Below are 14228 nucleotides of genomic sequence, written 5' to 3'. Positions count from 1 at the left end.
GCTTACACCCGCTCGATGTCTTCGCGGCCGAACAGGCCGTGAGGGCGGAAGATCACCGTCAGCAGAATCACCATCGATGCCACCACGTCGCGGCTGCCGCCGCCGACGTAAGGGTCGAGATAGGCCGGGATCACGCTTTCCAGGACTCCGAGGATCATGCCGGCGATCAGCACGCCGAAGATGCTGTCCAGTCCGCCGAGGATGGCGACTGCCAGCGCCTTGAGCAGCAGCAGCGACAGCGTCCAGTCGACGCCCTGCACCGAGCCCCAGAGAATGCCGCCGGAGGCCGCCGCGACGCCCGCCATGCCCCAGGACAGGCCGATGGCGCGCTCCACCGATATGCCGACCGACCAGGAGGCGGTCTGGTCGTCGGATACGGCGCGCAGCACGGTACCGATGCGGGTGCCGAAGAACAGCATCGACAGCAGCACGAGGCCGAGCGCCACGCCGCCCGAGACCAGATAGGCGGTGTTGATCAGCATCGGGCCGATGATGACCGGCGCCTGCGGGATGCCGAGATCGAGGCGCTTGACCACCGAGCCGAAGATCGCCGGCACCAGGCCGCGCAGCAGGATTTCGAGGCCGAGCGTGAGCATGATCACCATGATCACCGGCTGGCCGATCATCGGGCGCAGGGCGACGCGCTCGATGCCGGCGCCGATGAAGAACATGGCAATCAGGCTGAGCGGCACCGCGATCCAGAGCGGAACGCCGGCCAGCGTGAGCAGCGCCCAGGCGATATAGGCGCCGGCCATGGCCAGCGCGCCCTGGGCGAGATTGGCGATGCCGGAGGATTTGAAAATCAGCACGATGCCGAGCGCGACCAGCGTGTACATCAGGCCGATCAGGACGCCGTTTACCGCCAGTTCGAGGAGGAAATAGATGTCCATGATCTGCCTCAGGCCACGCTGCGCAGGGCCAGCTGGCGTTTCAGCACGCCGGTGGCGCCGGTTTCGTAGGTGATGCGGGTCTCGAATTCGACCGACTCGCCGCTGCCGTACAGAGCCTCGATCACGGGCGCGTAGCGCTCGTCGATGACGTTGCGGCGCAGCTTGCGGGTGCGGGTCACCTCGCCGTCATCAGGGTCGAATTCCTTCGGCAGGTTGACGAAGCGGCGGATCGCCAGACCCGGCGGCAGCAGGGAATTGACGTGGCGTACGACGCCGGCGATCAGCTCGACGACAGCCGGCTGCTGCGAGAGATCGGCATAGGAGGTGTAGGTGACGCCGTTCTCCTCCGCCCAGTGGCCCACGGCGGCCATGTCGATGCAGATCATGGCGGCCAGGTGCGGGCGGGCGGCGCCGATCACCGCGGCATCCTTCACATAGGCGCTGAACTTCAGGCGGTTCTCGATATAGGTCGGGATGTAGCGTTCGCCGGCGGCGGTGTGCACCACCTCGCTGACGCGGCCGAGCACGACCAGATCGCCGTCCTCCTCCAGATACCCCGCGTCGCCGGTATGCAGCCAGCCGCCGGCCATGGCGGCGGCCGTGGAGGCCTCGTCATTGAGGTAACCGTCGAAGACGCTGTCGGCGCGGATGAGGATCTCGCCGTCCTCGGCGATCCTGATCTCGACGCCGGGCAGCGGCTGGCCGACCGTGTGCAGTTTCACCTTGCCGCTCGCCTGTGCCGCCGTCAGCGCCGCGTTCTCGGTCTGGCCATAGAACTGCTTCAGGTCGAGGCCGAGCGCGCGGAAGAACAGGAAGGTGTCTTCGCCGATCGCCTCGCCGGCCGTATAGGGGCGCCGCGCGCGGGCGAGGCCAAGATGGTCGCGCAGGGGCGCATAGACCAGCCATTCGCCGATGCAGCGCAGGATCCTGCGGCCGAGGGTCGGTGCGCGCCCCTCCAGCCGGTCACGCTCCATGGCGATCGCCAGCGGCATGAAATAGTCGAACAGCCGGCGTTTCAGCGGCGACGATTCCGCCATGCCGACCTGCACATGGGTCAGCATGCCGTCCCAAGAGCGTGGTGAGGCGAAATAGACCATAGGGGCCACTTCACGCAGGTTGGCCAGCACCGTGTCCTGACGCTCGGGAATGTTGACGCAGAAGCGCAGCGCGATGCCGCCGGCCACCGTGAAGACGAAATCGCCGACCCAGGCCACCGGCAGATAGGCCATCAGCTCGTCGCGGGTCTGGAAATAGTCGGCTTTGGCGGCGTTGCGCACGGCGGCCAGCGCGCGGCGATGCTGCAGCACGATGCCTTTCGGCTTGCCGGTGGTGCCCGAGGAATGCAGCAGGACGGCGGCATCGTCGGGCCGGGCGCGACCGATCAGGTCGTCGCGGAGGCCGGGCTCCGCAGCGAGGCGGGCGGCGCCTTGGGCGATGAGATCGTCCCAGGACACCAGGCCAGGCTGCTTGTAGCCTCGCAGGCCGCGCGGATCGTCATAGATGATGATCTCGGGCAGGCCGGTCTCCGTCCGCAGCTCGAGCAGCTTGTCGACCTGTTCCTGGTCCTCGGCCAGCGCGAAGCGCGCCTTGCTGCTGGCGGCGAAGAAGCGGATCTCCTCGGGCGGCAGGTCGGAAAAGACCGGCGTTGGCAGGCCGCGCAGCATGCCGGCGCCGATCATGCCGAAATAGAGCCGTGGCCGGTTGTCGCCGATCACCAGCAGGCCTTCGCCGGCGCGGAAGCCCATCGCCTCGAGGCCGGCGGCGAAGCCGAGCGCCGCATCGAGATACTGCCGCCAGGTGAACTCCTTCCAGATGCCATGCTCGCGCTCGCGCATGGCGACTTCCTGCGGATGCGCCGCCGCATTGGCGGCCAGCAGCGAGACGAGCGTCCCGCCATCCATGCCGGCATGGATGCGCGGCACCGCTCCGGTATCGCTGGCCAGCGCCTCAAGCCGCATGGCGGTTCCTGCTCCCGAGATAGGCCTCGATGACCTTCTGGTCGGCCAGTGCGTCGGCCGGCCGGCCTTCGGCAATCTTCTCGCCGTAGCAGAGCACGGTCATCTGGTCGCAGATCGCCGCCACCACATCCATGTGATGCTCGATCAGCAGGACGGTCAGGCCGCGTTCCTCGCGCGCATCGAGAATGAAGCGCGCCATGTATTCCTTTTCCTCCTGGTTCATGCCGGCCATCGGCTCGTCCAGGATCAGCAGGCGCGGCTGCGCCACCAGGGCGCGGGCCAGCTCGATCCGCTTCTGCAGGCCGAGCGGAACCGTCTCGATCGGCTCGCTGCGCACGTCCTGCAGCTGCAGGAAGTCGATCACTTCCTCGACGACTTCGCGTTCGCGGATTTCGTCACGCTGCGCCCACCACCAGTAGAGCAGCGTGCTCAGGGCGCGCGGGCGCATATGGATGTGGCGCCCCATCATGATGTTGTCGAGGACGCTCATGCCGCGGAACAGCGCGAGGTTCTGGAAGGTGCGGGCAATGCCGAGCTTCGCCACGGTATGCGGCTTGCGTCCGGTGATGTCCCGGCCTTCGAACAGGAGGCGGCCCTGCTGCGGCGGATAGAATCCGGTGACGGCATTGACCAGGGTAGTCTTGCCGCTGCCATTGGGCCCGACCAGGCCGTAGATCTGCCCCGGAGCGATCGACAGCGACACGTTCTTCAGCGCGACCAGGCCGCCGAATTTGCGTACCACACCCTGGCATTCCAGACTGGTTGCCGCCGCTTCCATTCCGTCTCCTCCCGGACTGACGCGTCCGTGTCAGCAGCTTCAGCTTGTTGATTGCCGTGCTGGTCCATATTTCGGACCGCATTGATTCTGCTGCTGATCGGATGGATGATAAACATGCAGGCAGCGCGGGCGCAAGCGACGTTGCAGGTTTGCGCTTGCGATGTCTGCGGTCCACTATGTGGACTGCCACAGGGGAGGAAAACGGTGCAGACCACCGTTGCGGAAGCCAGCGCGACAGGAACGCAGAGCCTGGAACGCGCCATCACGCTGCTGCAGGAGCTGGCGAGCCATGGCAGCCGCGGCGCACGCCTGACCGACCTCGTCAGCGATACCGGTTTCAGCAAGGGCACCGTGCGGCGCCTGCTGGCGACGCTGATCCGCCAGGGCATGGTCGAGCAGAGCGAGACGTCCCGGCGCTATTTCCTCGGCAGCGAGCTCTTCTTTCTCGGCAGCGTCGCGGCGTCGCGCATTTCCCTGAACAGCCTGCCGGAACACAAGCTGCATCGCCTGGCGGCGCTGGCGCCGGCGAAATATGCCGGCAGCGGAATCAGGCTGGCGCATCTTCTGTGCGACCGTCATGCCGAAGCCGGGCGCGATGCCCCGCCGGCCATGCTGCATGAAAGCGCGGCCGGCCGCTCCTCGCGCCTCACCTATGGAGAACTGGCGGATTACTCGCGGCGCTTCGCCAGCGTGCTGCGCGATCTCGGCGTCACCAGGGGCACGCCCGTCGTCATCCATCTGCCCAAGGGGCCGGAATACCTGATCGCGACCCTGGCGCTGTGGCGGCTGGGCGCCGTCCAGGTGCCGCTCTTCACCACCCTGGGCCCGCAGGCCATCGCCTACCGGCTGGAGCATAGCGGCGCGAAGGTGATCGTCAGCAACGGCGCCGGGCGCGCCAAGCTGCCGCAGGATGAAAGCCTGCGCGTCGTCTCGGTGGAAGGCGAGGGCGGACCGGCGATCGGTGACCGCGACGTTTCCTTCTGGCTGGCGCTGCATGCCGCCCGCCCGCTGGAGGCGGATGCAACGCTGGACGGCGACGATCCCTTCGTCCTGCTCTACACGATCAGCGGCCGCGACGTGCCGCGCGGCCTGCCGGTGCCCGTCAGGGCCCTCGCCTGCCTGGAGCAGCATATGCTGGTCGGGCTGGATGCGCGCGACGACGACGTCTACTGGAACATCTCCGACCCGGGCTGGGCGGCGGGTCTCTATTACGCCGTGATCGGCCCGCTGCTGCTCGGCCGCACCGTTCTGTTCTGCGACGGGCCGTTCGATGTCGCGCAGGTCTACCGCGTGCTGGTGAAATACGGCGTCACCAATCTGCTGGCGGCCCCGGGCTGGTATCAGGAAATGCGCGACGCCCAGGCGGTCTGTCCGCCGCCCTCGGGCCTGCGGCTGCGCGTCGCTTCCAGCGTCGGCGGCGCCCTGCCGCAGGCTCTGGTCGACTGGACAAAGTCAGCGCTCGATATCGAACTGCACAATCTGTACGGCCAGGCGGAACTCGGGCTTGCGGTGATCAACCATCATCTGCCGGCCCTGCGCCGCGGCGCGATCCCGGGTTCCATCGGTCGTGCCATGCCGGGACTGCGCGTGGTGGTGCTGGACGGCGATGGCCGGGAGCTGCCGCCGGGTGCGGAAGGCGAGCTTGCGGTCGATACCGAGAAGTCGCCGCTCTTCTGGTTCCAGGGCTATCACCGCGATGCTGCGGCGACGGCGCGCCGGTTCCGCCATGGCGGGCGGTTCTACCTGACCGGCGATCTGGTGCGAATCGATGCCGATGGCAACGTGCTGTATCTCGGCCTGATGGATGATGCAATTCACAGCGCCGGCTACCTGATCGGACCGGTGGAGATCGAACGCATCCTGCTGTCCCATCCCGCCATCGCCCAAGCAGCCGTGGTCGGCCGGCCCGACAAGCTGCTCGGGGAAGTGGCGCGGGCATTTCTGGTGCTGAAGCCGGGACAGACGGGCAGCGCCGAACTCGCGCGCGAGATCGCCGATTTCGTCACCCGGCGCGTCGCCGGACTGAGCTACCCGCCGGAAATCGAGTTCGTCGCCAGCCTCGCGCAGGCCGGCCTCGGCCCGTCGCGTCTTGCCGGCCGCTAGGACGGCTCGGCTGTACTGCGCCGCGCCGCTGGAAAGCATGATTTCTCGATTGGAGCGGGTGAGGGGAATCGAACCCCCGTCGTAAGCTTGGGAAGCTTCTGCTCTACCATTGAGCTACACCCGCGCATCGCCAAGATAGCGTAAGGCGGCGCGGCGTTTCAACCGCGCGGCGGCCGGCCATGCGGCTTTCCGTCGCGGTTCGTCCGCTTCTCCGATCATCAACCCGGCAATTGTTTGTCCCGGCGCAAGGATCGACTGCACCGGCGTAGGCATCCTCCGGCCCGGGCGCGCCGCTCCGGATGGAGAAGTGTGCCTGCCCGGCTGCGGCAGCGATGCCCCGGGGGATATCGGGATATGACGGATTGCCGCAGGTAGCCGGCGGTCCGGAACTGGAGACATGACGATGACCAGCACCAAGAAACTCTGGAGCCTGCTGGGCCTCCTTCTGGCGGTTTCCTTCAGCGTCCTGCTGTGGAGCGGCAACCAGATTTACCAGAATGCGCCGCCGATGCCGGAGCAGGTGGTGACCGACGGCGGCAATGTCGTCTACACGAGAGCGGACATCGAGAAGGGTCGCCAGGTCTGGCAGTCGATGGGCGGCATGCAGCTCGGCTCCATCTGGGGGCATGGCGGCTATGTCGCGCCCGACTGGAGCGCCGACTGGCTGCATCGCGAAATCCTCGCGCTGATGGACATCTGGGCGCGGCGCGATTTCGGCACCGGCTACGAGCATCTCAACGGGGAGCAGCAGTCGTCGCTGCAGAACCGGGTGCGCTCCAGCATGCGCGTCAACAGCTATGATCCCGATACCGGCACGATCAGGCTGAGCGCGGACCGCGCCGCGGCCATCGCTGCGGTCTCGCGGCATTACGAAAGCCTGTTCGGCAACGATCCGGCGACGGCCGGCCTGCGCGAAGCCTACGCCATGAAGAACGATACCGTGCCCGATCCGGAACTCCGGCGGGCGCTGCCGGCCTTCTTCTGGTGGACCGCCTGGGCGGCTGCAACCGAGCGGCCAAATGACAGCATCACCTATACCAACAACTGGCCGAGCGAGCCGCTGATCGGTAACCGGCCGCCTGCCAGCACCTTCCTCTGGTCGGTCTTCAGCGTGCTGTTCCTGCTCGCCGGCATCGGCCTGCTCGGCTGGCACTACGCCGCCACCCATGGCCGCGAGGAGACGCACAGCTTCCCCGAATTCGACCCGATGCGGCATGTCACGGTGACGCCGTCCATGCGGGCCACTGCGAAATATTTCTGGGTGCTGCTGGCGCTGTTCCTGGTGCAGATCCTGCTCGGGGCGATGACGGCGCATTACCAGGTCGAGGGTCAGCTGGTTTACGGCTATGAGCTGGCCGAGGTGCTGCCGTACTCGATCACGCGGACCTGGCATACCCAGCTGGCGGTGCTGTGGATTGCGGTCGCCTGGCTCGGCACCGGCCTCTACATCGCGCCGGCCATCTCGGGCTACGAGCCGCCCTTCCAGAGGCTCGGCGTGAACTTCCTCTGGGTCTGCCTGCTGATCATCGTTGTCGGCTCCTTCGCCGGCCAGTGGATGGCGGTCATGCAGACTCTCGGCCTCGAGAACAATTTCTGGTTCGGTCACCAGGGCTGGGAATATGCCGACATGGGCCGCTTCTGGCAGGTCTTCCTGTTCATCGGCCTGATGCTGTGGCTGTTCCTGGTCGGCCGTGCGCTGTGGCCGACGCTGATGCAGAAGTCGGAAGCGCGTTCCATCGTCGGCCTGCTGTTCCTGTCCACCGTCGCGATCGGCCTGTTCTTCGGCGCGGCGCTGATGTGGGGCGAGCATACCCATATCTCGATGGTGGAATACTGGCGCTGGTGGCTGGTCCACCTCTGGGTCGAGGGCTTCTTCGAAGTCTTCGCCACGGCGGTGATCGCCTTCCTGTTCACGCGCCTCGGTCTCCTGAAGGTGACGACGGCCAGCGTGGCGGTCCTGTTCGCGACCATCGTGTTCATGGGTGGCGGCGTGCTGGGAACGCTGCATCACCTCTACTTCGCCGGTTCGCCGACTCCGGTTCTGGCGCTGGGGGCCAGCTTCTCGGCTCTGGAAGTGGTGCCGCTCGCCTATATCGGCTTCGAGGCCTACCACAACTACCGGCTCGGCAAGGCCACGCCGTGGATGCAGCGCTACCGCTGGCCGGTGATGTTCTTCATCGCCGTCGCCTTCTGGAATCTGGTCGGTGCCGGACTGTTCGGCTTCCTGATCAACCCGCCGCTGTCGCTGTACTACATGCAGGGGCTGAACCTCACCCCGCTGCATGGCCATACTGCCCTGTTCGGCGTCTATGGCATGCTCGGCATCGGCCTGGTGCTGTTCTGCCTGCGCGGCCTGAAGCCCGACGTGGTCTGGCACGAGGGTCTGCTGAAGAGCAGCTTCTGGTGCTTCAACATCGGTCTGACACTGATGGCACTGCTCACCCTGCTGCCGCTGGGCACGATGCAGGTCTTCGCCTCGATCGAGCATGGCTACTGGTATGCGCGCTCGGCGGAGTTCATGCAGCAGCCGATCGTCGACCTGCTGGTCTGGATGCGGGTGCCGGGCGACACGATCTTCGCCATCGGCGCACTGATCCTAGCAGCCTTCATTGCCGGCCTGTGGGTGTTCCCGCGCCGCGAGGACGCACTGCCCGCGCGTGGCTTCGGGCAGGGTCATGTCGGGACTGCAGCGAGGCCGGGCGAGTAAGCTGCGGGCGTGAGGTGAGTGCGTTCTACGCCGAGATCCGCCTCGTCCATGTCGCGGCGGTGCTGTTCAGCGGCGGTCTGTTCCTGGTGCGCGGCCTGGGGCTCGTAATGGGCTCCGGCTGGCCCAGGGCAGCGCTGCTGCGCTACCTGAGCTACACGAACGACACGGTGCTGCTCACAGCGGCGCTGATGCTGATGACCATCGTGCAGCAGTATCCCTTCGCCGATGCCTGGCTGACCGCGAAGGTGCTGCTGCTGGTCGTCTACATCGTGCTCGGGGCGATGGCCTTCCGGTCGGGAACCGGCCGGGCGCGGCGGGTCGGTCTGTGGCTGGCGGCGCTGGCGGTCTACGGCTTCATTATCTCGGTCGCCCGCGCCCATGATCCGCTCGGCTTTCTCGCCGACTGGATGGCCTGAGGCGCCTCGCCGGGTACCAGCGATCCGAGTCCGAACAGCCTGTCCAGCTCTTCCCGCCCGCGCCGGGTCAGGGTGACGGCGCGGCTGTCGGGCCGGCGGATGAGCCAGCCGAGTTCGAAGCAGCGGCTGGCGATGGCGGCGCCGAGGCTGCCGGCGAGATGCGGCACGCGCTCGCTCCAGTCCAGGCAGGGGCGGGCGAAGCCGCGGCGCTGGCGCGCGACGCTGTCGACGTCGATGCCCATTTCGGCAAAGAGCTGCCGGCCGGCCCGGGTAACCTGAAAATCCTCCGCTGGTCCGGCCGGTGCAATCAGGCAGTCGCGCTGCAGCAGGCGGTCGAACAGGCGCACGCCGAGCCGGCCAGCGAGATGGTCGTAGCAGGTGCGCGCCTCACGCAGTTCGGCGGTCAGCCTGGGGCTGTGGCGATGCGGTGCCATCACCCGCTCCCCCGCCAGTGCCATCATGCTCTCGATCGCGCAGGCCACAAGGCCGTTGGAAAGGCGGTAATAGCGGTGCCGTCCCTGGCTGGCGACATCGAGCAGCTGCGCGTCCACCAGCTTGGCGAGATGGCCGCTGGTGGTCTGCGGCGTGACGCCGGCCGCCAGCGCGAGTTCCTTGGCGGTGCGGGCGCGGCCATCCATCAGTGCGCGCAGGATGTTGGCGCGGGCCGGATCGCCGAACAGGGCGGCGATGGTGGCGAATTGCGGTTCGGTGCTGCTCATGGGTGAAGTCTAGGGGCAGCATCCGCGGGCAGCAATCGCGGATGCTTCGGTGCGAACCGAAGCATCATGCCGGCATCGGCCATTAGGGTTGCGCCATGTCGCGCATTTCGAAAGCCATCATGTTTCCGACCGGCGCCCATGTCCTGCCCGATGCCCGACGGCGCCGGTCATGGCTGTGGCTGCCGGGGCGGTTTTTCGCCCTGATCGTGGTTGCCCAGCGCCTCGCGCGCGAGCGGCAGGAGCTGGCCGAACTGGATGCCGCGCAGCTCCGCGACGCCGGCCTCACCGAGGCAGACCGACGGGCCGCGCTGCACAAGCTGGTCTGGCGCCGCTGATACCGAAAACAGCCTTCCCGCAGATCAGATCGGAAAGATCAGGCAGGTGGTCGTGCCGGTGGCGTAGAGCTTGCCGTTGGCGTCGACGATGCGGCCTTCCGCCGTGCCGACCCGGCTGCCGACCTGGATCGCCTTGCCCTCGGCATAGACGGCGCCGATCTGGTCGGTGATCGCGCGCACCAGGCTGACCTTGTATTCCAGCGTGGTGTAGCCCATGCCCTTCGGCAGCAGCGACTGCACCGCGCAGGACATGCAGCTGTCCAGCAGCGTGCCCGCGAAACCGCCATGCACTGAGCCAATCGGATTGTAATGCTGTCGTTCCGGCCGGGCGCCGAACACGACGCGTCCCGGCTCGGCCTCATCGACCCACATATTCATCAGCCTGGCGATCGGGGCGCCGGGCAGCTTGCCGGCCATCATGTCGCGGAAAAGCTCGATGCCGCTGCGGGCGCGCAACTCCTCCAGCGGGATGGGCGCGTATTCCCTGATCTCGGGCGGCCGGGCATCGGCATGGCGGGTGCGGGGGGCGGTATCGCCGGGCAGGGCTGACATGGGAGGACCTTTCGCAACGCTGGCCGGCTTGCCGGCACCAGGATATATCGTGTATATACACGTCATGAACCATGCTGTCGATCCCGCCATGGCGGAAAAGGGCGATCCGGTCCTGCCGCGGCCGGCCCCGGACGGGAAGGAGGAGTGCATCTGCTTCCTGCTCCGCTCGGCGGCGCGGCGGGCCAGCGCCCTCTATACCCGCCATCTGGCCCGCATCGGGCTCGGTCTGCCGCAGCACAGCCTGATCGGCATGGCGGCGGCCTTCGAGAAGCAGAACGGCCGTCCGGCGACGGTCACGGAACTGGCCAGAGCGCTGGATCTCGACCGCACGACGCTGACCCGCAACATCAAACCGCTGGTGGACAGCGGACTGCTGAGCGTGGACGCCGCGGCCCGGGGCGGCCGGGCCAGGGCGGTACGGGCCACCTTCGAAGGCCGCGCGGCCTATTGCGCGGGGGTGGCGCTATGGCGCCAGGCCCAGGACGAGATGATCGCCGGGCTGAGACAGGACTATCCCGGCCTGATGCGCGGCCTTGCGGCCGCGATCGCCGCCGTGCCAGACAGACCCTCAGGGACGGCCGACCGCGACTTCTAGCCGCACCCCCGGCAAAAACGGCCCTGCCGCGCTATGCTTTGGTCGAAGGCCTGAGAGGGGGCGCTTGTCCCCTCCGACCCGTCCGGGCATCATTCGGGATGCTACGGCTGCGCTCCCGCGGAGCGCGCGAGGAAACGTCCAGACGCAAAAAGAAAGGGGAGAGCCTATCATGGCCGACAACGAGCTTTTTCCGGTGTCAAACGATTGGGCAAAGCGCGCCTGGGTCGATGCCGGCAAGTACAAGGCCATGTACGAACAATCCGTCCGTGATCCGGAAGGCTTCTGGGCCGAGCACGGCAAGCGGATCGACTGGATCAAGCCGTTTACCAAGGTTAAGGACGTATCCTACGACAAGAAGGACCTGCATATCCGCTGGTTCTATGACGGCACCCTGAACGTTTCGGCCAACTGCATCGACCGGCACCTGCCCAAGCGCGCGAACCAGACCGCGATCATCTGGGAAGGCGACGATCCGTCCAAGTCGGAGCACATCACCTACCAGCAGCTGCATGACGAAGTCTGCCGGATGGCCAACGTCCTGAAGGCGAACGGCGTCAAGAAGGGCGATCGCGTTACAATCTACCTGCCAATGATTCCGGCCGCTGCCTATGCAATGCTGGCTTGTGCCCGCATCGGCGCGATCCATTCGGTGGTCTTCGGCGGCTTCTCGCCCGACAGCCTCGCCAACCGCATCCAGGATTGCGACAGCCAGTTCGTCATCACGGCCGACGAAGGCCTGCGCGGCGGCCGCCCGGTGCCGCTGAAGGCCAACACCGATGCGGCGCTGAAGAGCTGCCCCGGCGTGAAGAAGGTGCTGGTGGTGAAGCATACCGGCGGCAAGATCGACTGGCAGGACGGCCGCGACATCTGGCTGCATGACGAGGCGGCGAAGGTCCCGGCCAAGTGCGACCCCGAGCCGATGGGCGCGGAAGATCCGCTCTTCATCCTCTACACCTCCGGCTCGACCGGCAAGCCGAAGGGCGTGCTGCACACTTCCGGCGGCTATCTCGTCTTCGTGGCCATGACCCACCAGTATGTCTTCGACTATCACGAAGGCGACATCTACTGGTGCACGGCGGATGTCGGCTGGGTTACCGGCCACAGCTACATCCTCTACGGGCCGCTGGCCAACGGCGCGACCACGCTGATGTTCGAAGGCGTGCCGAACTATCCCGACGCGTCGCGTTTCTGGCAGGTGATCGACAAGCACAAGGTCAACATCTTCTATACCGCGCCGACCGCGATCCGCGCCCTGATGCGCGAGGGCGAGGCGCCGGTGAAGAAGACCAGCCGCGCGAGCCTGCGCCTGCTCGGCTCGGTCGGCGAGCCGATCAACCCGGAAGCCTGGCTGTGGTACCACCGCGTGGTCGGCGACGGCCGCTGCCCGATCGTGGATACCTGGTGGCAGACAGAAACCGGCGGCATCCTGATTTCGCCGCTGCCGGGCGCCATCGCCCAGAAGCCCGGCTCGGCAACGCTGCCGTTCTTCGGCGTGAAGCCGGTGATCGTCGACGGCGACGGCAAGGAACTGGAGGGCGTCGCGGAGGGCAATCTCTGCATGGCCGACAGCTGGCCGGGCCAGATGCGCACGGTCTACGGCGACCATCAGCGCTTCATCGACACCTATTTCAGCACCTTCCCGGGCAAGTATTTCACCGGTGACGGCTGCCGCCGCGATGCCGACGGCTATTACTGGATCACCGGCCGCGTCGACGACGTGATCAACGTGTCCGGCCACCGCATGGGCACGGCGGAAGTCGAGAGCGCGCTGGTGGCGCATCCCAAGGTGGCCGAGGCTGCCGTGGTCGGTTACCCGCACAACATCAAGGGCCAAGGCATCTATGCCTATGTGACGCTCAAGGCGGGGGTGACGGCGACCGAAGAACTGCGCAAGGAGCTGGTCGCGCATGTGCGCCAGCAGATCGGACCGATCGCCTCGCCGGACCTGATCCAGTGGGCGCCGGGTCTGCCGAAGACCCGCTCCGGCAAGATCATGCGCCGCATCCTGCGCAAGATTGCCGAGAACGAGTATTCCAGCCTCGGCGACACCAGCACGCTGGCGGATCCCAGCGTGGTGGAAGATCTGGTCAACAACCGGATGAATCGCGGATAAGCGGGACTCCGGCCCGCTCCGGGCCGGAACCTTCCTGGTGCGGTGCTGTTAAGCCTCCATGGCACCGCAACAGGATCCGAACATCACCAATCCGAAAGACTGGGATACCAGACAGCGCGTCATGGAGCCCACACAGGCGCGGTCCGGCGTGAAGACCGGCCATATGCGCTATGTGCTCGGCTTCGGCCTGGCCGGCATCGTCATCGCCTTTTTCCTCGTCTGGTATTTCCTGATCCGCGTCTAGCCCGGTTGACGGTCCGGCTCAGATCCACCCGCCATCCACGATGAAGGCCTGCCCCGTGCAGCGCCGGCTGTCGTCGGCGGCGAGCCACAGCACCATGCGGGCGACATCGGGCGGGTAGAGCTTCTCCTTGAGCGCCTGCTTGCGCAGCAGTTCCTGTTCGCCTGCCGGCGTCAGCCAGAGGGTTTCCTGCCGCTCGGTCATGATCCAGCCGGGCATGACGCAGTTGACCCGGATGTTGTGCGGACCGAGCTTGCGGGCCAGGCTGCGGGTCAGTCCGTTCACGCCGGCCTTCGCTGCCGTATAAAGCGGCAGGTCAGGCTCGCCCACCACCCAGCTGATCGATCCCATGTTGATGATCGAGCCGCCGCCCGACTGCTTCATGTCGGGCAGCACGGCCTGGGTGGCATAGACCTGATGCTTCAGGTTCACCGCCATGCGCGATTCGAAATAATCCGGCGTGATCTCCTCGATGTCGTGGCGATCATCGCTGGCGGCGTTGTTGACCAGCACGTCGATGCTGCCCAGCCGCTCGCTGACGCCGGCGATGGCGTCCTGCAGGGCCTCGATATCCGTCAGATCGCAGGGCAGGAACAGCGGTCGCGGATGCCCGTCGGCGGCGATGCGCTCGACCAGCGCCTCGGACGGCGCCTGTGCGATGTCGAGAAAGGCCACGCGCGCGCCCTGTTCGGCGAAATGCTCCACGATGGATGCCCCGATTCCGCTGCCGCCACCCGTGACCAGCACCACCCTGTCACGGAGGCTTGGGTAGATCGCGAAACTGCCTGCCATGATTCCTCCGCCTCGTCCTCCGGCGATTC

The 14228-nt window shown here is 66.7% G+C and carries 13 protein-coding genes and 1 tRNA gene; 7 read left to right on the top strand and 7 right to left on the bottom strand.

What is annotated here, in order from left to right:
• Positions 1 to 2: 2 nt before the first annotated feature.
• The 3 genes from VKZ87_RS06800 to VKZ87_RS06790 are packed head-to-tail and all read right to left on the bottom strand — an operon-like array spanning position 3 to position 3626.
• A complete protein-coding gene (locus VKZ87_RS06800) occupies positions 3 to 890 on the bottom strand; it encodes a branched-chain amino acid ABC transporter permease (protein WP_298728395.1) in 888 nt (295 codons plus the stop codon).
• 8 nt (positions 891 to 898) lie between these two features.
• A complete protein-coding gene (locus VKZ87_RS06795) occupies positions 899 to 2848 on the bottom strand; it encodes an AMP-dependent synthetase/ligase (protein WP_324220495.1) in 1950 nt (649 codons plus the stop codon).
• Positions 2838 to 3626 carry an ABC transporter ATP-binding protein gene (locus VKZ87_RS06790; protein WP_324220494.1) on the bottom strand — a complete coding sequence of 263 codons (789 nt, stop codon included), beginning with the start codon at positions 3624 to 3626 and terminating at the stop codon, positions 2838 to 2840. Before VKZ87_RS06790 ends, VKZ87_RS06795 begins: the two co-directional genes overlap by 11 nt.
• 204 nt (positions 3627 to 3830) lie before the next feature.
• Between VKZ87_RS06790 and VKZ87_RS06785 the strand changes: the two genes are divergently transcribed.
• On the top strand, positions 3831 to 5729 hold the full coding sequence (locus VKZ87_RS06785; RefSeq protein WP_324220493.1) for an AMP-binding protein: 1899 nt from the start codon (positions 3831 to 3833) through the stop codon (positions 5727 to 5729).
• A 50-nt stretch (positions 5730 to 5779) separates the two neighbouring features.
• Here VKZ87_RS06785 and VKZ87_RS06780 read toward each other — a convergent pair.
• A tRNA-Gly gene (locus VKZ87_RS06780) sits at positions 5780 to 5853 on the bottom strand.
• A 279-nt stretch (positions 5854 to 6132) separates the two neighbouring features.
• On the opposite strand from VKZ87_RS06780, the gene VKZ87_RS06775 reads away from it, so the two are divergent.
• Positions 6133 to 8436 (top strand): nitric-oxide reductase large subunit, encoded by a 2304-nt coding sequence (locus tag VKZ87_RS06775; RefSeq protein WP_324220492.1) that lies wholly within the window; start codon positions 6133 to 6135, stop codon positions 8434 to 8436.
• A gap of 14 nt (positions 8437 to 8450) precedes the next feature.
• Positions 8451 to 8852, top strand: a complete 402-nt coding sequence (locus VKZ87_RS06770) for a SirB2 family protein (RefSeq protein WP_298728387.1) — start codon at positions 8451 to 8453, stop codon at positions 8850 to 8852.
• On the opposite strand, the gene VKZ87_RS06765 is transcribed toward VKZ87_RS06770, so the two are convergent.
• On the bottom strand, positions 8783 to 9571 hold the full coding sequence (locus VKZ87_RS06765; RefSeq protein ID WP_324220491.1) for a winged helix-turn-helix domain-containing protein: 789 nt from the start codon (positions 9569 to 9571) through the stop codon (positions 8783 to 8785). The two genes, VKZ87_RS06770 and VKZ87_RS06765, sit on opposite strands and share 70 nt — an antisense overlap.
• A 95-nt stretch (positions 9572 to 9666) precedes the next feature.
• Between VKZ87_RS06765 and VKZ87_RS06760 the strand changes: the two genes are divergently transcribed.
• Positions 9667 to 9906: a DUF1127 domain-containing protein gene (locus VKZ87_RS06760; RefSeq protein ID WP_324220490.1), complete on the top strand. Its 240-nt coding sequence runs from the start codon at positions 9667 to 9669 to the stop codon at positions 9904 to 9906.
• Between the two features lie 24 nt (positions 9907 to 9930).
• Here the strand turns inward: VKZ87_RS06760 and VKZ87_RS06755 are convergent, their stop codons facing one another.
• Entirely contained in the window at positions 9931 to 10458 is a 528-nt protein-coding gene (locus VKZ87_RS06755) for a PaaI family thioesterase (RefSeq protein WP_324220489.1), read from the bottom strand.
• A gap of 49 nt (positions 10459 to 10507) precedes the next feature.
• Between VKZ87_RS06755 and VKZ87_RS06750 the strand changes: the two genes are divergently transcribed.
• The 3 genes from VKZ87_RS06750 to VKZ87_RS06740 all read left to right on the top strand — a co-directional run bounded on the left by VKZ87_RS06750 (position 10508) and on the right by VKZ87_RS06740 (position 13410).
• Positions 10508 to 11053, top strand: a complete 546-nt coding sequence (locus VKZ87_RS06750; RefSeq protein ID WP_324220488.1) for a MarR family winged helix-turn-helix transcriptional regulator — start codon at positions 10508 to 10510, stop codon at positions 11051 to 11053.
• Between the two features lie 169 nt (positions 11054 to 11222).
• The gene (gene acs, locus VKZ87_RS06745; protein ID WP_324220487.1) at positions 11223 to 13166 is read left to right on the top strand and encodes an acetate--CoA ligase; all 1944 of its coding nucleotides are present in this window, start codon (positions 11223 to 11225) and stop codon (positions 13164 to 13166) included.
• Positions 13167 to 13224: 58 nt separating this feature from the next.
• The gene (locus VKZ87_RS06740; RefSeq protein WP_324220486.1) at positions 13225 to 13410 is read left to right on the top strand and encodes a hypothetical protein; all 186 of its coding nucleotides are present in this window, start codon (positions 13225 to 13227) and stop codon (positions 13408 to 13410) included.
• Between the two features lie 18 nt (positions 13411 to 13428).
• Here VKZ87_RS06740 and VKZ87_RS06735 read toward each other — a convergent pair whose 3' ends face one another.
• Positions 13429 to 14199 (bottom strand): SDR family oxidoreductase, encoded by a 771-nt coding sequence (locus VKZ87_RS06735; protein ID WP_324220485.1) that lies wholly within the window; start codon positions 14197 to 14199, stop codon positions 13429 to 13431.
• Positions 14200 to 14228: the final 29 nt, after the last annotated feature.

This window comes from Ferrovibrio sp., assembly GCF_035304305.1.
Lineage (GTDB): Bacteria > Pseudomonadota > Alphaproteobacteria > Ferrovibrionales > Ferrovibrionaceae > Ferrovibrio.
Note: the sequence above shows the minus strand (reverse complement) of the source record. Positions and strands in the feature narration are given on the sequence as shown.

What these genes read in the sequence shown, in the direction of transcription:
- VKZ87_RS06800 (WP_298728395.1), bottom strand. Translation starts at nt 890, where the DNA reads ATGGACATCTATTTCCTCCTCGAACTGGCGGTAAACGGCGTCCTGATC.
- VKZ87_RS06795 (WP_324220495.1), bottom strand. Translation starts at nt 2,848, where the DNA reads ATGCGGCTTGAGGCGCTGGCCAGCGATACCGGAGCGGTGCCGCGCATC.
- VKZ87_RS06790 (WP_324220494.1), bottom strand. Translation starts at nt 3,626, where the DNA reads ATGGAAGCGGCGGCAACCAGTCTGGAATGCCAGGGTGTGGTACGCAAA.
- VKZ87_RS06775 (WP_324220492.1), top strand. Translation starts at nt 6,133, where the DNA reads ATGACCAGCACCAAGAAACTCTGGAGCCTGCTGGGCCTCCTTCTGGCG.
- VKZ87_RS06765 (WP_324220491.1), bottom strand. Translation starts at nt 9,571, where the DNA reads ATGAGCAGCACCGAACCGCAATTCGCCACCATCGCCGCCCTGTTCGGC.
- VKZ87_RS06760 (WP_324220490.1), top strand. Translation starts at nt 9,667, where the DNA reads ATGTCGCGCATTTCGAAAGCCATCATGTTTCCGACCGGCGCCCATGTC.
- VKZ87_RS06755 (WP_324220489.1), bottom strand. Translation starts at nt 10,458, where the DNA reads ATGTCAGCCCTGCCCGGCGATACCGCCCCCCGCACCCGCCATGCCGAT.
- acs (WP_324220487.1), top strand. Translation starts at nt 11,223, where the DNA reads ATGGCCGACAACGAGCTTTTTCCGGTGTCAAACGATTGGGCAAAGCGC.
- VKZ87_RS06740 (WP_324220486.1), top strand. Translation starts at nt 13,225, where the DNA reads ATGGCACCGCAACAGGATCCGAACATCACCAATCCGAAAGACTGGGAT.
- VKZ87_RS06735 (WP_324220485.1), bottom strand. Translation starts at nt 14,199, where the DNA reads ATGGCAGGCAGTTTCGCGATCTACCCAAGCCTCCGTGACAGGGTGGTG.